Origin of the sequence: Clostridium sp. DL-VIII, from assembly GCF_000230835.1 — a bacterium.
In the GTDB taxonomy this organism is placed as follows: domain Bacteria; phylum Bacillota; class Clostridia; order Clostridiales; family Clostridiaceae; genus Clostridium.
On sequence record NZ_CM001240.1, the window covers coordinates 2,315,203 to 2,338,198 of the forward strand.

Here is a 22,996-nt window from a genome sequence, read left to right on the forward strand (position 1 = left end):
CTTAAAAGAAAATATTGTTGAAAACCTAAACTAGATCATAATAAAGAAAATACTCAATTTATTGAGATAGGAGGAATAAAAAATGACCGAGGACTTAATAACAATTAAAGAATTAACAGAAGAAGAGCAGTGGAAAGATGCTTTTTTAGTAATGAAACAATTACTAACTGATTTAGATGAGAAAAAATATTTACAACTTATAAAAGAGATGTACAAGGAAGGCTATAAGATGTTTGCCCTATTTGAAAAAGGGAAAATTGTTGCACTTACAGGTGTGATCGAGCTTACAAACTTATATTATGGAAAACATATCTGGGTTTATGACTTAATCACCGATGAAAGTAATAGGTCAAAAGGATATGGAGAAAAACTTTTATTACATATACAAACTTGGGGTAAGGAAAATGGATGTGGGATAGTAGCGCTTTCTTCTGGCTTCGAAAGAGTTGATGCACATAGATTTTATGAAAATAAGATGGCATATACCAAATCAAGTTATGTTTTTAGAAGACAAGTCTAAGAATTACTTGTCTTAGTCTATAATAAAGCTACTGTATAGTAAAATTTTGATTCGTAATATTCTTAAAGATGTAATAGAAATATAACGGGATGATTATAGAATTTTATTAAGTATAATTAAGAGGCAATCATGAAATTAAAATATATGGTGTTTTCATTCTTATGTTAAGAATAAACAAAGTAAATAATAAAGTGCCATATTACTAACATAATAAACATGTAATATATAAACATAAAGTAGTTAAACATTATTAACCCCTTATTGAATAAATATTAATCAGTATTCAGAATGGTCTATACACCCTATTAGATCATTCTTTTCCATTTATTGGATTGTGTGATTTTGAGGTATCTAATGATACCAATGTAGAGGTTGCATATTTTGTGAAAGTGATACAAAAGTTCATGAATTTGAAGAGAAGCTTGTCTGTAAAGACTGTAGAAAGGCTTTAGGCCAAGAATAAGAGATTATAAAGTAAACCTATTTAAATAAAGTGGAGCAATAGAAGTAGAAGCTCATCCATAAATTAAGGACGAGCTTCTATAATTTTACCTAAAACTAAACTACTTCAAACTTAGTAGTTTGTCTTTGAGTTAATTGAGCACCGGATTTTTTAATTAAAGAGCCAGAATTAGTTAAGAAAATATTTCTATCAATTATGGTATCCTCTAATCCTATACTAATTTCTTTATAAGCTTCTGGCTCTCCAATTTTATCTGATTTAGCTAATAAAAAAAGATATCGGCGTTCATCATCGGATAATCTTAATGCAGCGGCTAAACTTTCCAATACTTCAGAAGAAGGGTGTATGTCTTTACCTTGCTCTATAGCGATGTACCAAGAAATACCGATATTGGCAAGCATGGCATGCAGCCGTTTAGTATGTCTCTCGTTTTATTGCTTCATTATATTTTGGTGATTTGGTGTATTTACAACTAAGCACTAAAACATAAAAATATTAGTAGAACCAGTGTAATAGCAGATTTATTAAATCAAATTATTATCGAATCAAAATACAGCAAAAAGTTACATACTCTTCAACAAGTAAACGTATTTTATCAAGCTGTATCAGGTGATATTATATATTTGTTACAAAATATTGGTACCTTAGGAGGGTTTACATGAAGAAGTTAGAATTAAAAAGAAAATGGTGGAAAGAGGCTGTAGTTTATCAGGTTTATCCGAGAAGCTTCTATGATTCGAATGGGGATGGAATTGGAGATTTGAAAGGTGTTATCTCAAAACTGGACTACATAAAAAGTTTAGGAGTTGATGTAATCTGGTTGAATCCAGTTTACAAGTCACCAAACTGTGACAATGGATATGATATATCAGATTATCAAGCTATCATGGATGAGTTCGGGAATTTGACAGATATGAAAAAACTGTTAGATGAGGCTCACAATAAAGGGTTGAAATTGATTATGGATCTTGTTGTTAACCATACGTCAGATGAGCATCAGTGGTTTGTTGAATCAAGAAAATCAAAAGGCAATCTATACAGGGATTATTACATTTGGAAACCTGCAATTGAAGGAAAGGAACCTAATAACTGGAGCAGCGCGTTTGGAGGAAAAGCCTGGAAATATGACGAACAGACTGAAGAGTATTACCTACACTTGTTCGACGAAAAACAACCTGATTTGAATTGGGAAAATGAAAAGGTACGCCAGGATATTTATGATATGATGACTTGGTGGTTTGAATTTGGTATTGATGGATTTAGAATGGATGTTATCAATATGATTTCAAAGGCTCCGGAAATGCCAGATGCCAACAATTTTATGGATCAATTTAGAGATTTAGCTAATGGACCTCGTTTTCATGAATATATGAAAGAAATGAACCGAAAAGTCTTAAGTAAGTATGACTGTATGACAGTCGGTGAATGTTTTGGCTCTGCAGGTGAAGAAGTAATTAAAACTGTCGGGGAAGATCGTAACGAATTAAATATGATTTTTCGAATGGAACATGTGACTATAGATATGGAGTCGGAGTCAGGCTTTACTGGTATGAAGAAACGAGATTGGAAATTGTCTGAATTTAAAGAGATTTTTAATGAAAAGGATAAGTTACTTGATGGTATTGGATGGAACAGCCAATTTTTAATGAACCATGACCAGCCAAGAGCCTTATCAAGATTTGGGAATGATAAGGAATACAGGGTAGAATCAGCAAAGATGCTTGCTACATTTTTACTTACACTTAGGGGAACACCATATATCTATCAAGGTGAAGAAATTGGTATGACTAATGTATCATTTAATTCTATTGATGATTACCGCGATTTGGCTTCAATAAATTTATATAATTCTGAAGTTGGTGATGGAGTTAATCCGGAGGAAATACTTAAAAGAATTCATACTTTCAGCAGAGACAACTCCAGAACTCCAATGCAATGGGATTCATCTGAAAATGCAGGTTTCACCCAGGGGGATCCATGGATAAAAGTTAACACAAATTATAAGGAGATAAATGTTTCTCAGGCTGAAAATGATGAAGGGTCTATTTATAATTACTACCGAGATATGATAAAACTTCGTAAGAATAACATGGCTTTGATATATGGAGATTTTGAACTACTGGATAAAGATAATGAAAAGGTTTTCTCGTATATTAGAACAAATGAAGCAGAGCAATTTTTAGTTGTTCTAAACTTTTCAGGGGAAGAGGCTAGGTTTTCATGGCCGGAAGGCAATATATACAAATCTCAAGAGATGGTGATTTCAAATTATGCAGATCATAAGTTGAATACGCTCCATGATATCAGTTTGCGTCCATTTGAGGCTGTGGTGTATAAATTAACTCTATAAAAAATCTGAATAAAAGTATTGGGATAGTTATTTTGGGAATATTCAATGATGTGATATCTGGAAAAGTTGAAGAAATGATGATATGGAGTTTGTTTCTTTGGCAATGTATATAAATAATATTTTGGAAAGGAAGTTATTATGAATACAGAAACTAAACAAATCCAAACACCTTATATCAGACTTGTAATTGCCATCTTAATTGGGCAAATGGGAGTAGTCATAGCGATAGTTGCTCCTTTGTATTTACTCCTTGCCTATAAACTTACTCAAATTGACCCGAATAAAGTAACGGTGAACATAGGATTAGTGACGAGTATTGCAGTGTTGTTTGCACTAGTAGGGAATCCTGTTGGCGGTGCTATAAGCGACCGCACTCCGTTTAAATTTGGACGCAGAAGGACATGGATTCTTATTGGTGATCTATTAGGTAGTGCTAGTTTGATAGGGATTGCATACGCTACTAATGTATGGATGGTACTTGTGTTCTGGTGCGCTGCTCAGGCATTTCTTAATTTTAATATGGCTGCCTTAGTTGCTTTAATTGCAGACCAAGTGGATGAAGGAAAGCGGGGCAAAGCATCAGGAATTGTGAGCCTATCTCAGATGCTTGGAATGTTTGTGGCAATTGCATTAATAAACGCTGTTACTAATAGTTCTTTAGTTGTTAAATTCACATTAACAGCCGGTATAAGCTTACTTCTTACAATTATCTGTTGTGTTTTGATAAAAGAAGGGAAAGTTGTATATCAGAAACCGCTAAGTGAAAAGAACTCATTTAGTTTAATGTCTATTTTCCCTAGTCCACGCAAATACCCTAATTTTATGTGGGCATGGATAACTCGATTTTTCATAATGGCTGCAAATTCGTACACGGTTTATAATGTAGTAGTTTTCGCTCAGCGCTATGATTTAACAGAGGCGCAAATAACAGAAAAAATGTTGATACAAACTTTAGTGTCATCAATATTTGCAGTAGTTTCAAGTGCATTGGGAGGATTCTTAAGCGATAAATTTAGAAAACAGAGATTGTTTGTGTTTTCTTCCGCCTTTGTAGTGGCAATAGGTCTTGCTATTATGGCATTTAGTAATAACTTTGAAGGGTTTTTGTTAGGCGTAGCTATCGCCGGTTTTGGACAGGGAATTTACTTTGCGGTAGATTTAGCATTAAATACAAGAATCTTGCCAAGTAAAGAAAATAGTGCTAAGGATCTTGGACTTATTAATATAGCTGCTACTCTGCCACAATCGTTAGTTCCTCTTTTTGCCCCTTTGATACTTGAAAGATTTGGTTTTGTCGGATTCTTCCTGCTATTCTCAGCGTTTGCTATTTTAAGTGGGCTTACCGTTATGCCTATTCCGGAGATGCCAGCAAAGGATGAAGAAGAAAAATTACTAAGAGAAACTACAGTTATATAAGCGAATAACCACTACTAATCACAATATTAGCTCTTTGATATAAAAATAGTTTTTAATGGAGGAAATTATCAATCTTGATACTTGAACAAACGAGATGAAGGTTAGGACTCTTATTAAATGTTAGAAAGTGGACAGTCTGTTTGTTGTTTCTGTTAGATGTTACAGATTTAATTTATATATTGAAACGGAGAAAGGGTAATTGCATTTCTCCGTTTTTAAGTTTACTTGCTCTTGTTGGTGAACCTCTCATTGCTTACTCGACTGAGAGGTCAGAATAGCCCTATCTTAATGGCTCGTTACTATATAAAGAGATATAATTTTGGTGCAAAATTCCGGATGTAAAACCAACTAGGTGAAATATAACTTATCCAATTCTTTAATAATTTGCAAATTGTTTTTCTGGAGTTAGAAATATTTTGTTTTGATATATAATATGGTACAATTAGCTAATATTAATATAATCTCAATATAGTAATCATGTTATAAGTGTTTAATACTTTTTCATGAAAAGACAACAATTTGATGGTTTATATTATTCAAAATTAGACTAATTTCCATTTTGAACCGAAAAAAGCGAGTATGATTATGCTTTCAGCTGAGTAAATCACAAGAATGGTTTCTTAGACATGTCGTGAAGTTATTTTGGTGAAAGCGATTACGCCAAGTGTGAATCGGTATTACTTGGTTCATTTTAATATCAATAATAGGAGGATTAATGATATGTGGTATGAAAAGATACAATATAAGAAATCAATGCCACTAAAAATTTTGCTTGTAGGGAAGGAACGAACTGAGGATTATTGGCTTTACTCTAATGGAGATCACTGGCATAGTGCTATTGAGATAATTCTGGTCTTAAATGGTACTATAAATATAATTGTCGAAGGTGAAGGAAAAAATTTAGAAGCTGGAGAAATGTTACTTATCAACAGCAATTGCGGCCATAGCTCAGAGGTAATCAGTGAAGATAATCTACATATTGTCTTCCAAATTAATCCAGATTTCATTTCAGGATACTATGAAGATATTAAGCATTATATTGAATTTTCACCAGACTCGCAGAAAGAAGTGAACAGAAATGTTTATGAATACATCAGAAGTTGCGCAGCCAGAATTGTATTGGAATATAAAGATAAGAAAGACGCCTATGAAATTGCAGTTATTGGGTTACTAAATGATATGCTTGCTTCGATTATTCGGTTCTATCCACATAATTTACATAAAAATAACGGTTATCCCATGAAAGAAGAGAACTTGAAAAGGTTGGATCGAATTATGTCTTATATTAATGAGAATTTATCCAATGATATAATAATTGCTGATATTGCTTCTAAGGAGCATTTGAGTGTAACATATTTATCTCACTTTATTAAAAACCATATTGGAATGTCAATGAGAGATTACATTATGACCAAGAGAATTGAAAAGGCAAAATTTCTAATATTATCCAGTAAAAAAAGTATCTCTCAGATTGGTGAGGAATGTGGCTTTAGTAATTATCAGACTTTTAGTAAAATGTTTAAGAAGCGTGTAAAAACCTCGCCATCTAACTATCGAAAAATTTATATATTAAGGAAAAATGACTTTGAGGAACTCTGTAAAATAACCTATGAATATAATGATATGTTTAACCTAGATAAAGGTGAACATACTCTACAAGATTTCGATAGTAATGTAGGTTTAGCATTTGGACACTGGGGTGTGCCTATTAATTGGAATACATTGGTTGATAAAGTTGGCCAATTTGTTATTGGCGTTCGTTTTTTGTGAAATAGTTAATTTCTATGAAGCTGTAATCAGAAGAATTATTGAATATTGCACACATCTTTTCAAGGATACTCTCTAATTCCTTTTGCCCATGTATACAGGTACGCCAACGGAAAAAAGAACATCAACATCTCGGTAAATAGTTTGTGTTGAAACTTTGAAGTTTTCAGCTAATTCTTTAGAAGTTATCAGCATGTGAACAAATAATAGAGGCAGGAGTAGATGCTATTGAAATAAGTGGAGTCTGGCATATATTTAAGGATACAGATTCTTTCTATTTTGCTGATTATGCAAAAGAAATCGCTCAAGAGAAAAAAGTGCCGATTATTTTGATAGGTGGAATTAAAGATTTTGATAACACAAGCCAGGTATTAAATTACACATCAATTGAGTATTTAGCTATAGCTACGCCATTAATCTCTGAACTGAATTTGGTAAATCACTGGGCTTCTGGTGATACTAGTAAAGCAAGATGTATTGGCTGCATGAGTCCAGGCCAATGGGGAAGATGTTGTACTTAACAAATAGTATAAATTTCTAAGTATTTATAAATTCTTTTGTTTTAAATAAATGAAAAATATTATTAGTTTATTTTTAATATGACAAACTGTTGCTCAATTGAACCTGCTAAAATGACAACATATTAAACACAAATTTTTATATGAAGAAGATGAATATAATGAAAGATATGAATTTTAGTGATGTGGTTGAAAGCTCTATTAAAGTAAGGAAACTCTATCATAAATTAGAAAAACAGTATCATGGGAAGGAATGGACAGTAGAAGAAGATGCATTAGCTTTTCTAGCAGATGCTGGTTTGGTCCATGCCTCAGCAAGAGCGCTGTATGATATTTTATTTTATACAATTTTGTTTTGTGTTAAGTTAAAAAAATATGGTAATTATGATATAATAAGTTAAAAATGAGTATAAGGGGGAATAATGATGAGAAAATTGAAATTAATAAAAGTAATAGGGAGTTTATTAATAGCAACTTCAGTATTAGCATTAAATCCAATAGGTGCAAGTGCAGAATGGAGACAAGATAGTAATGGATGGTGGTATGCAGATGGAGATTCCTGGTATACTGGATGGAAACAAATTGATGGTAAATGGTATTATTTCTATCCTAGTGGCTATATGGCCAAAGATATAATGATTCAAGGGTATTATCTAAATTCCAGTGGTGTATGGTCAGAACTTACAACAAGTGGAAACCTTAAATTTGATAAATCAACTAGAACAATAGTAAAATATACCAATGATAAAAGTACTACTTCATTAGTTATACCAAGTGAAATTGATGGTGTTCAAGTAAAACGTATAGGAGAAAAAGTATTTGAGGATAGTAAATTAGAAAGCATAACAATTCCAAATGGTGTAACAAGCATAGGGGATTTTGCATTTGCTGGGTGTGTCAATTTAACAAGTATAATAATACCTAATGGTGTAACAAGTATAGGAGTTTGTGCATTTGAGAATTGTAATAGTGCAACAGATATAACAATACCTAGTAGTGTAACAAGCATAGGATGGTGTGCATTTCATCTTTGTGAAAGTACATTTCATGTAGAGAGTGAAAGAACAAAGCAATTATTACTTAAATGTGATGTAAATGAAAGTGAAATAATATTAAATGGTCAATCATCAGCAGTGAATCAAAATGCATCTGCAAATATAAATAATGTAAGCACAAAAGTTAATGAAAATGGTAATGAGCAGATAGTAACATTTTCAGATAAGAAATTAGAACGAAGAGTAAGATATAAAATAAATAAACTTACAGGAGATTTATATAAAAGTGATGTTGAAAAAATTACTTCCCTTGTTGTGCCAGATGAACAAATTGAAGATATAAGCGGAATTGAAAATTTAAGTAATTTAAAAGAACTTTATTTAACTGGAACTAATGTAAGTGATATAAGCAAATTAAAAGGATTAACTAACTTACAGAAACTTGAATTAACTGCTGTTAAAATAAGTGATACAGATAAGAAAGCATTGGAGAATGCATTACCAAACTGTAAAATTAATTTCGGCAGTTAATAATTTTAAAAATAAATACGTTCATTGAAGAAGCACAGGAAAAATTAGTACAAGAGGCAAAAACTAATTATTATACATGAAAGTTTCGTTATGAGGTCGGATCTGATATAAATAGTTTTTCTCAATATTTTGTTGCTTGTGTGATATGTTATTTGTTAAAAAACATTGGAATATCAGAAATAATACCGGTAATGTGTGCCTATGATTTTGATATGGTTCAACTAGGAGGTCCGGTGCTTACACGACAGTTCACATTAGGGAAAAGAGAACCTTATTGTGATTTTCATTATAAGAAAGAAAATTATATTATGTCATATTACTTACATAATCGCCGTGTAATATAAAAACATAAAGTAGTTAATTTATTATTTACCGCTAAATTAAATAATAAATAACTAGTATTCAGAATGATCTATTCACCATAATAGATCATTATATTTTTATGGAACTATGCTGATTTAAGATATATAAAGATACCAATAAGGAAATTTTAGACAAGCTCTATTACTAAAGAGAATTTTGAAATATTAGTATTTACTACAATAAAGAAATGTCTGATTTTCAGTATTAATTATAGAGCTTATCTAAAATAATGTTTTTTGGGAAAGCAAGTATACCAGTAGAAAATAAATATTGTAAAGGGGATTCGAAACTCACCACTGTACAATATTTATTTTCTATGGATCTTAAGTATTTGCCTCAAAAACAACATATGCTTGTCCTATAATTTTGGCAGTAAATTCTGCATTTTGTGGAGATATTAAAAGAAATAAAATAATCCTAGAGAGGACCGCTCTAGGATTATTTTATTTCAATTTCAAGCTGTATTGGCCTTGTATCAAGGTAATTTTGATATTCTATCTTATAGTATAGAATTAATTTTCTTCGGCTTTCGTAAGGCAATTTATTTACAAGTGAATTGTATTGTTCCAGTGAAGAAAAGCCTTTTTCTTTTATAAGCCATGTTGTAAATGTCATTAGATTCAATCCTTTCATATATGGATTTGTAAACAGGAACTAGCAGGTAATATGCTGCTAATCCCATTCAGTTTGCACATAATCTAAAAAATACTGGTATTTCTCGTGATAATATAAATCAGTTTTTCTAGCATCTTCTTTTGATAAAATTGAAAGCCATGATTTATAGTGGCCATATGAATTAAATACTTCTTTAGTAGTAAGCCATTTAGTAAACGAAAAGTATCTCATATATATAAAATCCTTTTTTAAGCTGATATTATAATTATTGCCTAAATTGCGAACGAATATTCGTAGTTGCTTGTACTTATTTGTATATTTTTAAAAAAGATTAAGTATAAGAATTTTGATTATTGGCTAGACTATTTCACAGAGAAGGAGTGGAATAATAATGGAAAATATTAAGAGGATTAAAAAATTAAAATCACCCACAAAGCAGCTTCATGTGGAATGTGAAATTAAGTTATATGAAGACTTTGAAGCATATTGTCATAGGAATGGAAAAGACGTTAGTAAGGCAATAAGAGGATATATGAAACTATGCATTGGAGAATAAATTATAAATAGTAAAAGTGCCTAAAAAGGTGCTTTTTTTATACATAAATAATGTCTAAAATATCTGTAAGTGGGCATAATAAAATATGGGAGGAGAGGAACTAAAAAGAAAAGGAGGTCATAAAAGTGGAAAAGAGAAAATATGAATCAAAAACATTAATAGCAGAGTACAGGTATTTAAGTGAAAATGAAGATTTTAGATTTTCTGAAACAGCTTACAAGTTAAAGGATGGCTCGATAATTATTGAGTATGATGGTGCTCCTTTAAGTCTTTATGGCTTGAAATTAAGTTATAACAAGAACATAAGAAGAAAAGGAATATTTAGTATTACTGAGGATGATTATGAATTTTGGAAGTCATTTAGAGCAAGAATTGAGGATGGTAGTTTTATGGATTATGAAGCTGAAAGAAATGAAGCTTTAGAAAAATCCAGGGAAGAATATGATAAACAAATAGATGTAGAACATGAAAATATATTAGAAAGCCTCTCATGTGAGGAATTGCCATATTAAATACATAGGGGGAGAAATACTCCATAAATGAAGCAATAAGGGAAGCATTTGTAAATCAAATAATTCATGCTGATTTTAAGTGAGAATCCAAATCTTGTATTTGGTTCTTCGAACTTACTCAGGGAGTGAATACGAGTCGAGTTTCCTTATAAAAAGGGAACTTTAAAGATTATAAAAGCTAAGGATAGTTTGGAATTTACTAATCCAGGAAGTTTAAAGATAGATTTAGAAAGTATATTTAAAGGTGGAAATTCTAAAAGTAGAAATCCTAGAATTCAAAAGATGTTTTCTTTAATAGGATTAGGTGAGGGAGCAGGATCTGGATTCCCTAAAATTTTAGCAGCATGGAATGAACAAAGTTGGAGAACACCTGAATTAAAGGAGGAAACTAATTTAATTCAAGTTTCTTTGAAATTGTGGATGATATCTATGTTACCAGAAGAATGCTTAGAATCATTAAAAAGTATATAATGATGGATAAGCATTCATATGATATAACTGGAATATTACATGATTTAGTTGAAAAAGAAACATTAATAGTAGATGGTTATGGAAGAGGAAAAGTATATTATTTAAATAATGATTATAGTTATGGCTTTGCATCAAAAATGGTTGATGAAAGAAGTTTAAATGAAGACGAGATTAAGATTATAGATTATATCAAAAAAATGGATCTATAAATAATCAACAGGGTAGAGATCATTTAGGTTTTGGTAAAGATAAGAATGTTGCTTTATTTAATAGTTTAATTAAAAAGGGAAAGATAAGAAAAGAAGGAGCAAGCAGTAGCACAAGATACTTGTTGAACTAACAGTTATATCGTTAATAAAAGTACGACGATTACCGACGAGCCGACTGAATAAAGCCGATGAGAATAAATATTAAAATGGGTGACTTATTGGCTATAATAAAATATATTAATTTATAAATTAATATAAACAATTAGTTCCCCTTATGTTGAAGTTATTATTCAACATAAGGGGGACAATGTTTTTTTATCATTTATCTAAGCTTTAAAAGTTTTAGTATTTAAAGAATGCCAAATAGATTTACTCAGAACTATATGGAAGTAATTCTTCCAATAAATCTTCCCTTAAGGGAGAAGATGCAGCAAGTTAAAATAAATTATAATGATGCTTAAAAGCAACTAAACATCAGGACTTTTGAAATTAATAATATAACTTAAACATTCCCTTATATAAGTAATTCGTTTGGCATTTTTCTAAACCAATTATAGAAGAGTTAAGAGTTTTGGCATAAAAATAATAATTAACTTATGATCATATTATAATGAAGTTTCCATTAAAGTTTCTCATTTAAGGGAAAAATGGATAATGCTTAGTATATTACCTTGAAATTATGTGTAAAACACTTGCCTCAATTTTCCCTTAAGAGAAAAAATACAATAAGTTATGGAAAGTTATGGTAAAACATAAAAAGCACTCACAAGTACCTAAACATCAAGGTTTCAAAGTATCATAAAATAAAATATGATTTGGTACAAGATATTTCCAATACAGAACTCGCTTATGGTTTATTTAGAACATTAAAATAAAATCAACAGCCTAAAAGATTTGAAAAATGTTTTTTTACTTAATAGTTTTCTTCATTTATTATTTTTATCAGAAATAATAATAAACTTTATGCAAATAGTAATTAAAAAATATTTAATTTCATGTCATAAGAAATTTATTGATAAAGTTATAATTAATATATTTTAACAATTAATGTCAGCTGTGATTACAATTATAGCTAATATTATTTAATGTCCAGAAGGAAAATATTAAGATAAAATGGATTTATAACTAGAATATTACAAAATGCTGTAAATGGATGATTACAGGGCTTAGAGAATTAATCTTCGGTAAATATAGGATTTGCTGCAGAAGTGGGAAACACATAAAAAAAGCCATACTACAAGGTATATAAACCAAGTAATATGACGATTCACTAAAATTAATGATTCCGCTGGCCGGAGTCGAATCGTTAATTAAATAATTCACTATAAATAATGTAAAGCAGGAATCAAATAAATTACTCTTGCTTTTTTATTTTATAAAAGTATTTTTAAGTTCAAGTATAATAAAAAAATATTTTGCTGAAAAATTTAATTATAAATCAAAATGACAAATTATATAGAATACTATTAAATTCTGAGTAAATAGTGTTTTCAATATCTATCCCAAACTTGTGTGGGAAAATAGAAAAAACACCAACAATTTAGAATTCTAAATGCTGATGTTTACTAAAATGGTGACCCATACGGGAATCGAACCCATGATTCAATGAAAAGGAAAATTTAAATATCTATAAGTGGCTATAAGCCTTGAAAATACTAATGTCCATATTTTTGAGAAAATATAAGTGGACATATCTAAATAGAACTATGGTGTAAAAATGGTGTAAAATTTAGATGGCGTTAGTGTAGTATTTTCGGGCTAAAGGACTCTCTTTAATATAAAATTGAAAGGGAAAAATTATTATATATCATTAAAAAATTTTATATTAACTTTTGATAGAAAAGTCTAAACTAAGATTTAGATAACTCGATTTTTGTTAGTACTTGAATTATAATTTTTAATCATTATTTCAAGAGTATAATTAGTATCGTATTCTTGTTTATTTCTAGATCTTTTATAATACCAATCAAATATTAGTGGATTAGTGCTTCTACTCTGAAATATTTCATCTTGTAATTTTCTTGATAGATCTTTAAGTTCATCTTCTTTTTTAGTTTTGTTAAGTATATCTGCCCAAATATTATCACAACAAGTTTTAAGTTTATTGCTATTGTTTATGGATTTACAATTATCCTTGTATTGTTTAATTGTAAATGTTAATAAGCAGAAAAAAGGTGAAAATGCATTTAATAAAAAAGATGGAATAGATAATTCCTTGAATAGACTTATTATTGTAACTAATAAGAATACAAAAGTTGAAATTGATATTATAAACTTAACAAAGCTTTGTCTTAAATAATTATCCCACCAACAGTTTGTTCTTTGACACATGATAGATGCAAATGGTAATTTTATAGTGTCTAAATTAGTACTATAGTACCAATTTATCATATTTGATTTATCTTTTTCATTTCTTTTTTTTATAAATTTAAGAGAATATTTGCCTATAGTTTCAACATCAGGTTTTGATATTTTTATTGGATTATTTGAAATGGATAGCACATCACAATCAAATGAATCTTGAATACTGGCGGCTAGTATTCTTTGGTTATTTAGATAAGGTGTTATTACTATTAAATCTAATATGGTTATTAAAGCGCTAATTATAAAGATAATTGATTTAAATAACTCTTTTGATAAGCTTAGATAGGTAGTAATGAAATCAGCAAAAAAATTAGATACTAATGATAATACTATAGTAAATACAACTGTTACAACTATTTGGATACCAAAAATAACCTTTGCATCTGAATATATTTGTCTTTGAGCATATAATTTGTCTAAGTTTTCTGGTAAATTTTCTTTATTAATAATTTCATTATTTATAATTCTATTCTCCATCGTATTCAGGAAAATCACCTCCAAAAATTTCTGCCCATTTATTTATTGAAGACTCATCATCTTTATTATTTTCATAATTTATTGCATCAATGGCTTTTAGATAATCAGAAGATGCTCTATCACTTATTTTTTTTATCTCATCATATGATAGGGTATTTAAGTTGCCTTGAATTCCTTTTGGGTCATTTACTGGATTATACACAGCATTAGAGATATATGATAAAATATTGGGAACTTCAATATCAACAAATTCACTACAAGAAGCTGCTGTATTATAGTAGTTAAGGATCATATTTTCTAACAAATATGATTGCATTGATGGCATGGTAGGTCTTTTATTCCAATACTTTATAATTCGTATAACATTAAGAACATTTCCATTATGATTTTGATTTATATCCGATACTTTTTTTCGATCTATCCTAGGGTCTGTTTTCATCCAATTACCGTTTCCATCTGGGATTATATAATAAGTTTTTCCAAGAGAATCTTCGGTAGTAAAAAAGCAGGGTACTATATCAAAATTCCAATCGTAAGAAATTAAATTTAGTGTAGCAGCTTGCTGGTTACGGTGAATTTCAGATTTTCTATATTGGCCTATATTTTTCAAATTAGCTATAAATTTATTTATGACTTTTTTTGAATTTAAAATATTAGTATCGTCGTTGCAAAGTTTTTTTAGATTTGTAGCTGAATCTGAAACTGTGATTTCAATGTGATCAGAATATTCATAGTAGGTACTACACTGAGCATTTAAACAAATCATAATGTCTATATCATCTAATTCACGTTTTTTAGTTTTCCTGGCAAAAGAGCCAAAGAAAATATCTTTTTCCGGATAAAACGAAGGAAATTCATCATCTTTAGTTGTAAAAGTGTGTATTTGATCAATTAGCCAATCTCTACTAGTTCTTGCTGTTTTGGATACATCAGAATCTAAATTCACCTTATCCTTTAAAAATTCATTAAATGCAGATATAACTGTTTTTGCCATAATAAGTCCTCCTCAAATTAATATATTAGTATTACAGAAACCAAAGAAAGTAACATTGAAATAAAACTATAAGAAATAATGTAATGAAATTAATAGTGATATGAAATGCGAGCGATAATTTAAAAAACATAAAGTTGAGGCTTTAAGTGCTATTATTGAGAAAAAATCTCACAAATTGAAGTTTAAATACTGAATAGTGACTTTTTATTATAATATGAATATATCACCAATAAATTTATTTGTCCATAGTAAAATGATAGAGAAGTAAATTTTATTTTTAATATTTGTGGAAATATCACAATAACTAGTATATAATTTTAAGTATAGATCATAATATAAGATAAGATTAGTATAGATGGAGGCATAAATTATGTTAATACAATTAGATATAGAGAATTTTCGTTCAATTAAAGATAAGGTTTCTTTTAGTATGTTAGCATCAAAAGATAAAAGTCATGAGAATAATTTAATCAAGGAAGTTGATGCTTTAGGAAAAGAAGTTAATATTTTAAAAACATCTGCGATATATGGTGCAAATGGTTCAGGAAAAACAAATGTGCTAGAAGCTTTTAATTTTATAACGTATCTTTTAGCAACTTCTAATGATATGCAAAAGGGAAAAAAGATACCAGTAGATCCTTTTAAACTTGAAAGAGAATATATAAATAAACCAAGTAGTTTTGATATAATTTTCAAAACTAAAGGTATAAAATATGCTTATGGTTTTTCAGTTACTGAAACTAAGGTTGTTGATGAATATTTATATAGTTATCCCAATGGAAGACAAACTGTAATTTTTGAAAGAGAAAATACTGATGAATATACATTTAAGAATGATAAAGAAAGGCAAACTCAAATAAAAGATAAATTCCATTCTGATAATAAACTGTTTATTTCAACATTAAGTGTATGGGAATATGAAAAAGCTCAAGAACCATTTCATTGGTTAAGAAATAATTTAAGAATAATAGATCCTAGAAGTAACACTGCAGGATTTACAGTTAATAAAATTTTAAAAAATAGTTCTATAAATATACGAATTAAAAATACTTTAAAGAAGGTCATCGAAGGAATTGAAGACATAAAAATTAATGAAATTGATATTGATCCTAAAGATGTACCATTATTAAAGTTTTTAAATGAAGAAGCAAAAGAAAAAATATTGAAAGATAATGAAAAGCTTACAAGTGTAAGTGTATTTCATAAAATGAATAATAGCAATGAGCTTGTAGAATTTGATTTAGAGGATGAATCAGATGGTACACAAAAATTATTTGGCTTACTAGGGATTTTTATAGATATTTTAGATAATGGTTCCACATTAGTTGTAGATGAATTAGATGTAAGATTGCATTCTCATTTAACAAAATTTTTAGTGGAATTATTCCATGACCCAGAATACAATAAAAATAATGCACAATTAATTTTCTCAACTCATGATACTAACTTGCTTGATCAGGATATTTTTAGAAGAGATCAAATTTGGTTTACAGAAAAGAAAGAAGATAAAAGTACAGATTTATACTCATTAGATGATTTTAGAGTGAGAAAGGATGCAGCAATTGAAAAAGGATATTTACAAGGAAAATATGGAGCAATACCACATTTGGGTGGAGGCAACATATGGGAATAAAAAGAAATATAGGAGAAGTTTCTAGAGAAAAAAGAAGAAAAAGAAAAGTTAAACCTCTTGTATTGATTGTATCTGAAGGAAAGGATACAGAAATTAATTATTTTAAACAATTTAATCAGAAATATGTAAATGTAGATGTTAAGCCAGTTGATAAAAATTCTGCTGGAAAGAACAAATCAAGGAAGACTGATCCATCTAATTTAGTGGATAAGGCTATTGAATATATAGATAATAAATATGATATAAATGAAGAAGATGGAGATAGAGTATGGTGCTTGATGGATGTGGATTTAAACTATAATAATCCTGATCCGATTGAAAGTAGAACTCAGGAAATTCAAAGAGCCTATACAAAAGTTGAAAATTACAAGAAAAGAAGCAAGGTCAAAATAAATCTTGGATTATCAAATCCATGTTTTGAAATATGGTACTTGTTGCATTACAAATATACTACTGCTAATTTTAAAAATTATGATGCTGTAAAAGAACGAATTGAAAAGGATACGCCGCTTAAGGAATATGAAAAGAATAAATCAATATATTCAATAATTCATGATCAAACATCAAGTGCACTTATTAATTGTGGGAAGTTAAGGAATTATCATGAAGACTTGGGAAGAAATATATTAGATATTAATCTGAATAATATTAAGGACGTAATACAAAGCAATCCTTATACCAATGTTGATCTATTAGTTGGATATATTGAGACGTTAAATGAAAAATTATAAGAAGAAATCAAATATATTTATGAAGGATATAGAAGTTTGCAATCAATGTGAAAACTAGCAGAGCTTAGAAGTAGCAGCATCTAAATGGTTAGATAATAAGGATCACCCAGGACAAATAAGCTTAGGTGATCAATTATTATATGAGAATATAATAATTGAAACTAGAAAAATCAATTATTAAAAACTTTATATGTAAAAGTATATTAATAGCTTTATACATAATCAAATTCATATTGAACTCCAGTATTTTCATTTATATTATAATCAAGATTTTTATAGCCCTTAAGTCTTTTATTATACATTTTTACTAGAATGGGAACATTATTATCTATATAATCATATATTTTCACTATATTTTTGCCTTCATACATTCTTTGCAATCTTCCTGCATATTGCTCAAGTACACCTTTCCAGGAGATTGGCATTGTTAGAAATAGAGTATCTAAACGTGATTCATCAAAACCTTCACCAATAAGTTTACCAGTTGCAATTAGTATAAATCTTTCATCTTTGGAAAAAGATTTTATCATATCTAGAGCTGATTTTCTTTGCTTAGTTTTCATTCCTCCTTTTAATATTATAATTTTATCAATATGTTCACTAAGCATGTTTGATAAAATATTAAGGTGCTCAATTCTTTCAGTTAGAATAAGAGGAGTAGAGCCAAGTTCAAATACTTTAATAATATCATTTATAATTAATTGATTTCTGGATTTATCATTAATAATTTCATTATATAATTCTGTTAATTTTAATTTAGATAAATCTTTATCAGATTGCATTTCATTAATTCTTGGAATAAGCATATGTGCAACTTTTTTCTCATTTATAATTTTGCTAACAGCTTTATGTACTATTGGACCACACTGCATTGTTATAATTTTATCGTATTTATCTTTTCTGTTAGGAGTAGCCGTCAATCCTAAAACATATTTAGATTTTGCAGCTTTCATAATTTTTTCAAGAGTAAAGGCAGCTATATGGTGGCATTCATCTATAATAATTTGACCATAATTATTTAATATGTTATCAAGATTATCAATTTTATTTAAAGTCTGCATAGTAGCTATATCAATTATATTACTTACCTTTTTCTTTCCACCGCCTAATCTACCAATGTTATCTTTATCTATTTTTAAGAAAATTTTTAATTTTTCTTCCCATTGTTCAATTAATTGAATGCTATTAACAATTATCAATGTGCTTACATTTCTAGCAGAAATGATATTAGCAGCAACAATTGTTTTTCCAAAAGCAGTAGAAGCCCAAAGAATACCATTATCATGTTTTAAAATAGCCTCTACAGCAGTATGCTGATAATCGTATAATTTACCATTAAATACTGCATCGATAGGTATTCCAGACAACCTCTTATCGATTATATTAACCTTAACCTATAATTTATGAAGTAGTTGTAAGGAAATATAGTAAGAGGTATATATATTCGTAGAAGTGATAAGAATATTGTAGAATTCATAGATGTGCTTGTTTATATGAAAGGTAAGAAAACACTAAAGAAATAGTAAGATATAGTTAATTTTTTTAATAGTTTATTATACGCTAATACCAGTATTTTCTTGTTATATTTGAAATAGCTGAAAAGAAATTAAATAAGGAAATTGAAGAAGAACACAATCTAATAGAACAACTTAATAAAAACAAAAAACAGATTATTTAAAGATTTTTAATTATAAAGATATGATTGAATTAGCAGAAAAACATGACTACAAGCAAGTTAGACAAAGCGGAGATCATATTATTATGCAGCATAAAAAGACTAATAAAATAGTTCCAATTCCAGCTCATGAATTAAAATATGGATTAATGATTCAAATACAAAAACAAATTCAGATTAATAAAGTAAATTAGTGAAAAACTTAAGCTAATAACATTTGTGAATAAAATAAATTAAAAGAAGAACAAGTTTAAATATATTAATTATTAGGCTATAATGGGTGGAAAATCAGGTAAGGCAGATAGAATATTAAATGCAATTAAAATAGTTAGGAACGTAGATACGGAATATAAGTACGATATTGAAACAATTTTATATGCCTTTGCAAATAAGTTTTTAGAAGGCAGAGATTTAGAAAAAGTATAGGAGGAGCTTAGTATGACTGAATTAGGTAAAAGATTAATGGAAAGATGAGAAAGCAAAAAAGTTATAGAAATAGTTAGAAATTCAATAAAAAATGGCCTTGATAATAAAATGATAAGCTCTATAACTGGATTAACAATAGAGAAAATTCAAGGAATAAGAGAAGTTATTGAATATGAAGAAGAAAAATAATTTATTAATATAAAAAAATAGAAGCTTATAAGCAAGCTTCTATTTTTTTACATAAAACTAAGCCACATCAAACTTAGTAACTTGTCTTTCAGTTAATTGAGAGGCAGATTTTTTAATTAAATCTCCAGAATTAGTTTTGAAGATGTTTTTAGCGATTATAGTTTCCATTAGAGCAGTAACTTCATCTTTAGTAATAGTAGGCTTAACAGCAGAAATGCTTAAAGTTGTCTTTTCACCGGCGCTAGTTAAAAAACATTTACACCAATAATGGGTGGGAAGCTTAGTAAAAGTGATAAGATAATAAATGCAATTAGAGTGGTTAAAGATATAGATAAAGATTACAGATATGACATAGAGTCAATCCTATATGCTTTTGCAAGTAAATTTTTAGAAGGTAAAGATAAGCAAAGGAAATCCGACTCGTATGCACTCGCTGGATAAGTTCAAAGCACAAAATCATAGATTTTGATTCTCACTTAAGGGAGGAGATAAAAATGACTGAACTAGGTAGAAGCTTAATTGAAGAAGGCATGGAAAAGGGAATTGAAAAAGGAATAGTTGAAGGAGAAAATAAAAAGACTATTGAGATTGTAAAAAATGCTATCAAAAAAGGAATGGATAATAGCATAATAAGTGATTTGACTGGGTTATCAAATGAAGAAATTGAGGCAATAAGAAAAGCTCTAAAATATAGCAATTAAGGACATAGAGATTATGATTGAATTAGGTAAGAGTTTATTTGAAGAAGATTTCAAAGATGGTAAACTGGAAAATGCAATAGAGACATCTAAAAGAGTCATAAACGTGATATAAGTGATCAATTGATTAGTGAAGTGGTTGGTCTATCTATGAAAGAAATTCGGATAATAAGAATAGCTATAAAAACTAATTATTAAAACAAATTAAATAAAATTATAAAAAGGAAGATATTAATATACTTTAAGCAATAGACAATGTACGAGATATAGAACTTCTAAACGAAGGTTTTTGGATTCGCATATATTTTATTCAGCTTAAAGTAATTAATATCTTTTTATTTTTCAGCTTGTACTTTTCATCCTTTGTTTGACCGAAGTGAGTTAAAATCAAAGGAATAGACAAGCTTTAAGGATAAAAATCTCATGCATGTTATAAATGATTTCAACATACTTATCTAAATACTTTAAGTCTATTTAATAAGCTTGATTATTCCATACTTTTGACTTAAAGGCGAGGCTTTGAAGTTTTGCGTATTGTTTCTTTCTGGACTTGGAGTTTAGAAGCAAATTTAGAGTTAAGTGGCAGCAGAAAACATTAAATGTAAAATAAAGTCTGCGATACATATTAAGAAATTGTAAATATTGATATAATATATATAGTAAAGATTATTTGTCTAATACATAGAAGAGTAGTAATTTATAGAGAAGGTGAAGTTATGAAGACATTTTTACGTATGCATCCAAAGAATGTATTATCCTCTGTGCAGCTATGAAATTAATATTGTACAGAGGAGTGTATATTAAATGAATAGATTAAATAAACCAGTTATTACAGAAGAAACAATAAAAGCAATGGAGGATATGTCATTTTTTACTCATGCTAAGATTTTTGACGATTTGCTAATTGTTGCACAAAAGCAAACAAATTGTTTTGTATTAAAGACAACTGAGGGACTTATAGTGATAGATGCTATTTGGCCGGCAAAAGAAGCTTTTGAGGCAATAGTAGACGCCATTAAAGACGTGGGATGGAATCCAGATACAATAAAAAAACTGGTTTTAACTCATGGACATGTTGATCATACAGGATGTGGGAGATGGCTTGTTGAAAAATATCATGCTTACACATATATTTCTAAAGTAGATGATATTTTCTGGGCTGAGCATCCAACGAAGCCTAGTAGACCAGAAACGTGGAAAGATTATAAAATTGATGTTTATGTTCAAGATGGAGACACCATAACATTGGGAGATAAAAAAATATATGTTTACGGTACCCCTGGCCATACTCCGGGAGGATTAAGTTACATATTTCCTGTAAAAGAAGATGGAGAAATCCATATGGCAGCATTATGGGGAGGTACGACACCACCATGGACAAAAAATGAAGTGAAACAATATCTTAAGTCATTGGATTACTTTATCAGTGAAGCAATGGATAAAAAAGTAGATGTAGCTTTAAGTAATCATACAGCTGTAGATAACGGCTTGGAACGCATTATGTATTCAAAAGCCAGAATGGACTATATGCCTAATATTTATATTATTGGGCAGGAGGGATTTCAAAAGTATTGTCAAGTATTTCGTACATTGAGTTATGATATATTGGAAAAATTATGAGCATAACCCGAAATCAACAAATTGTAATTTATCGAACAAGTGGATAGAAAAGGAAGAATTATTATGGAAAAAGAAGATCAAATACATGAGGTATTATTGATGCCAATTTATTGTGATAAGAAACACGATAAAATTTCACGTGAAGATAATAAAATAAAGACAGGTCAAAAATATCGTTCAACGCCTGATGAGGATATGTCTGACTTTGCGATAGGCTTTTATGAGATTGTATATAAAGATATTTTAAATTCCAAGCCACTCTTAGAACATAATGGTTCTTTGTGCAATAATGAATATGCTGGCGATACAATGAACAGCTTTAATACCATTGCGAATATCACTCCTGGAGCAGGAAAATCTCGTGTACAAAGAACGGCTAAGGAAGAATGGCCGGAATATTTACGGAATTATCATAGTAAATATCATTGCTTGGCGAATTTCTGGCTTCTTCCAATGGAAATTGGGCGAACGACAAAAGGAACGTTAAATAAAGCGATTAATCCAATTGGTGATTATATGGATCGCTTTTTAGAAATGGTGCATTCAGAAGTTAGGTTTGATGAATCTGACATGAAGTACAGTAAGTATTTCAGTTGCTTTAAAGATTGGAATGATTTCACTGATAAACATTTCCTTAAAAATAGCTATCTAGACCAGAAGTTAAAAGTTGATTTGTATAGCAATTACAACGAAGAGAGAAGTGAGTACTTTATAGAAAAAGTGCTAGATAAAATTGAACAAAGGGCGAAATGTATTGCAAAATCAAACTATGCTGAAGAATTGTGGAATTACTTTAATGAGTGGCAGCTTTTTTAAAGAAGCAAGATTCCTGCAAATTCCAATTTGTCTACTCAATTTTAATATTTAATATATTAAGAATTTAAGTAACTAAATTAAAAACAG

General features: G+C 29.2%; 24 protein-coding genes and 2 pseudogenes. 18 read left to right on the forward strand and 8 right to left on the reverse strand.

Going from position 1 to position 22,996, the window contains the following annotated elements:
* Positions 1–82 precede the first annotated feature (82 nt).
* The gene (locus CDLVIII_RS10560) at positions 83–520 is read left to right on the forward strand and encodes a GNAT family N-acetyltransferase (protein ID WP_009169443.1); all 438 of its coding nucleotides are present in this window, start codon (positions 83–85) and stop codon (positions 518–520) included.
* 558 nt (positions 521–1,078) lie between these two features.
* On the opposite strand, the gene CDLVIII_RS30425 is transcribed toward CDLVIII_RS10560, so the two are convergent.
* On the reverse strand, positions 1,079–1,309 hold the full coding sequence (locus CDLVIII_RS30425) for a DUF2922 domain-containing protein (RefSeq protein ID WP_242835978.1): 231 nt from the start codon (positions 1,307–1,309) through the stop codon (positions 1,079–1,081).
* A 6-nt stretch (positions 1,310–1,315) separates the two neighbouring features.
* Positions 1,316–1,384 (reverse strand): annotated as a pseudogene (locus CDLVIII_RS31930) (hypothetical protein); the annotation flags it as partial.
* A 257-nt stretch (positions 1,385–1,641) separates the two neighbouring features.
* Here CDLVIII_RS31930 and CDLVIII_RS10570 point away from each other — a divergent pair.
* The 6 genes from CDLVIII_RS10570 (at position 1,642) to CDLVIII_RS10595 (ending at position 8,560) form a co-directional block, all read left to right on the forward strand.
* Positions 1,642–3,333 carry an alpha-glucosidase gene (locus tag CDLVIII_RS10570; RefSeq protein WP_009169444.1) on the forward strand — a complete coding sequence of 564 codons (1,692 nt, stop codon included), beginning with the start codon at positions 1,642–1,644 and terminating at the stop codon, positions 3,331–3,333.
* A 138-nt stretch (positions 3,334–3,471) separates the two neighbouring features.
* Complete coding sequence (locus tag CDLVIII_RS10575; protein ID WP_009169445.1) at positions 3,472–4,749, forward strand: MFS transporter; 1,278 nt, start codon at positions 3,472–3,474, stop codon at positions 4,747–4,749.
* A gap of 720 nt (positions 4,750–5,469) precedes the next feature.
* On the forward strand, positions 5,470–6,519 hold the full coding sequence (locus tag CDLVIII_RS10580; protein WP_009169446.1) for an AraC family transcriptional regulator: 1,050 nt from the start codon (positions 5,470–5,472) through the stop codon (positions 6,517–6,519).
* A gap of 326 nt (positions 6,520–6,845) precedes the next feature.
* On the forward strand, positions 6,846–7,037 hold the full coding sequence (locus CDLVIII_RS10585) for a hypothetical protein (protein ID WP_186005554.1): 192 nt from the start codon (positions 6,846–6,848) through the stop codon (positions 7,035–7,037).
* Positions 7,038–7,177: 140 nt separating this feature from the next.
* Complete coding sequence (locus CDLVIII_RS31935; protein WP_242835882.1) at positions 7,178–7,435, forward strand: hypothetical protein; 258 nt, start codon at positions 7,178–7,180, stop codon at positions 7,433–7,435.
* Positions 7,436–7,459: 24 nt separating this feature from the next.
* On the forward strand, positions 7,460–8,560 hold the full coding sequence (locus CDLVIII_RS10595; protein ID WP_009169448.1) for a leucine-rich repeat protein: 1,101 nt from the start codon (positions 7,460–7,462) through the stop codon (positions 8,558–8,560).
* A gap of 801 nt (positions 8,561–9,361) precedes the next feature.
* Here the strand turns inward: CDLVIII_RS10595 and CDLVIII_RS31200 are convergent.
* Both CDLVIII_RS31200 and CDLVIII_RS31205 read right to left on the reverse strand, forming a co-directional pair.
* Positions 9,362–9,538: a hypothetical protein gene (locus CDLVIII_RS31200; protein ID WP_009169449.1), complete on the reverse strand. Its 177-nt coding sequence runs from the start codon at positions 9,536–9,538 to the stop codon at positions 9,362–9,364.
* 57 nt (positions 9,539–9,595) lie between these two features.
* Positions 9,596–9,769: a hypothetical protein gene (locus CDLVIII_RS31205; RefSeq protein WP_009169450.1), complete on the reverse strand. Its 174-nt coding sequence runs from the start codon at positions 9,767–9,769 to the stop codon at positions 9,596–9,598.
* A 160-nt stretch (positions 9,770–9,929) separates the two neighbouring features.
* Between CDLVIII_RS31205 and CDLVIII_RS31210 the strand changes: the two genes are divergently transcribed.
* The 4 genes from CDLVIII_RS31210 to CDLVIII_RS10610 all read left to right on the forward strand — a co-directional run bounded on the left by CDLVIII_RS31210 (position 9,930) and on the right by CDLVIII_RS10610 (position 11,286).
* Positions 9,930–10,094 carry a hypothetical protein gene (locus tag CDLVIII_RS31210; protein WP_009169451.1) on the forward strand — a complete coding sequence of 55 codons (165 nt, stop codon included), beginning with the start codon at positions 9,930–9,932 and terminating at the stop codon, positions 10,092–10,094.
* A gap of 125 nt (positions 10,095–10,219) precedes the next feature.
* Entirely contained in the window at positions 10,220–10,606 is a 387-nt protein-coding gene (locus CDLVIII_RS10600; protein WP_009169452.1) for a hypothetical protein, read from the forward strand.
* Positions 10,607–10,795: 189 nt separating this feature from the next.
* A complete protein-coding gene (locus CDLVIII_RS10605) occupies positions 10,796–11,077 on the forward strand; it encodes an ATP-binding protein (protein WP_035301729.1) in 282 nt (93 codons plus the stop codon).
* Complete coding sequence (locus CDLVIII_RS10610) at positions 11,077–11,286, forward strand: hypothetical protein (RefSeq protein WP_144005368.1); 210 nt, start codon at positions 11,077–11,079, stop codon at positions 11,284–11,286. Before CDLVIII_RS10605 ends, CDLVIII_RS10610 begins: the two co-directional genes overlap by 1 nt.
* A 1,857-nt stretch (positions 11,287–13,143) precedes the next feature.
* Here CDLVIII_RS10610 and CDLVIII_RS10615 read toward each other — a convergent pair.
* A complete protein-coding gene (locus CDLVIII_RS10615; RefSeq protein ID WP_009169453.1) occupies positions 13,144–14,127 on the reverse strand; it encodes an S-4TM family putative pore-forming effector in 984 nt (327 codons plus the stop codon).
* The gene (locus tag CDLVIII_RS10620) at positions 14,117–15,121 is read right to left on the reverse strand and encodes a hypothetical protein (RefSeq protein WP_009169454.1); all 1,005 of its coding nucleotides are present in this window, start codon (positions 15,119–15,121) and stop codon (positions 14,117–14,119) included. The genes CDLVIII_RS10615 and CDLVIII_RS10620 overlap by 11 nt, the downstream gene beginning before the upstream one ends.
* 370 nt (positions 15,122–15,491) lie before the next feature.
* Between CDLVIII_RS10620 and CDLVIII_RS10625 the strand changes: the two genes are divergently transcribed.
* Together CDLVIII_RS10625 and CDLVIII_RS10630 are read left to right on the forward strand one after the other, a co-directional pair.
* Positions 15,492–16,754, forward strand: coding sequence for an ATP-binding protein (locus CDLVIII_RS10625; RefSeq protein ID WP_009169455.1), 1,263 nt, complete (start codon positions 15,492–15,494; stop codon positions 16,752–16,754).
* Complete coding sequence (locus CDLVIII_RS10630) at positions 16,745–17,485, forward strand: RloB family protein (protein WP_009169456.1); 741 nt, start codon at positions 16,745–16,747, stop codon at positions 17,483–17,485. Before CDLVIII_RS10625 ends, CDLVIII_RS10630 begins: the two co-directional genes overlap by 10 nt.
* A gap of 212 nt (positions 17,486–17,697) precedes the next feature.
* On the opposite strand, the gene CDLVIII_RS10635 is transcribed toward CDLVIII_RS10630, so the two are convergent.
* Positions 17,698–18,852, reverse strand: coding sequence for a DEAD/DEAH box helicase (locus CDLVIII_RS10635; RefSeq protein WP_009169457.1), 1,155 nt, complete (start codon positions 18,850–18,852; stop codon positions 17,698–17,700).
* A 331-nt stretch (positions 18,853–19,183) separates the two neighbouring features.
* Here CDLVIII_RS10635 and CDLVIII_RS29830 point away from each other — a divergent pair, with 331 nt between their 5' ends.
* Together CDLVIII_RS29830 and CDLVIII_RS31940 are read left to right on the forward strand one after the other, a co-directional pair.
* Complete coding sequence (locus tag CDLVIII_RS29830; protein WP_009169458.1) at positions 19,184–19,354, forward strand: type II toxin-antitoxin system HicA family toxin; 171 nt, start codon at positions 19,184–19,186, stop codon at positions 19,352–19,354.
* An 82-nt stretch (positions 19,355–19,436) separates the two neighbouring features.
* Positions 19,437–19,586: a hypothetical protein gene (locus CDLVIII_RS31940; RefSeq protein WP_242835883.1), complete on the forward strand. Its 150-nt coding sequence runs from the start codon at positions 19,437–19,439 to the stop codon at positions 19,584–19,586.
* Positions 19,587–19,832: 246 nt separating this feature from the next.
* Here the strand turns inward: CDLVIII_RS31940 and CDLVIII_RS10645 are convergent, their stop codons facing one another.
* Positions 19,833–20,069, reverse strand: coding sequence for a DUF2922 domain-containing protein (locus CDLVIII_RS10645; protein WP_050816252.1), 237 nt, complete (start codon positions 20,067–20,069; stop codon positions 19,833–19,835).
* Here CDLVIII_RS10645 and CDLVIII_RS31945 point away from each other — a divergent pair.
* From CDLVIII_RS31945 to CDLVIII_RS10660, 3 genes and pseudogenes are all read left to right on the forward strand, one after another.
* A pseudogene (locus CDLVIII_RS31945) lies at positions 20,028–20,476 on the forward strand (hypothetical protein); the annotation flags it as partial. The gene CDLVIII_RS10645 and the pseudogene CDLVIII_RS31945 overlap by 42 nt on opposite strands.
* Positions 20,477–21,277: 801 nt before the next feature.
* Positions 21,278–22,093: an MBL fold metallo-hydrolase gene (locus tag CDLVIII_RS10655; protein WP_009169459.1), complete on the forward strand. Its 816-nt coding sequence runs from the start codon at positions 21,278–21,280 to the stop codon at positions 22,091–22,093.
* Positions 22,094–22,156: 63 nt separating this feature from the next.
* On the forward strand, positions 22,157–22,909 hold the full coding sequence (locus CDLVIII_RS10660; protein WP_009169460.1) for a hypothetical protein: 753 nt from the start codon (positions 22,157–22,159) through the stop codon (positions 22,907–22,909).
* The last annotated feature ends 87 nt before the right edge of the window (positions 22,910–22,996 follow it).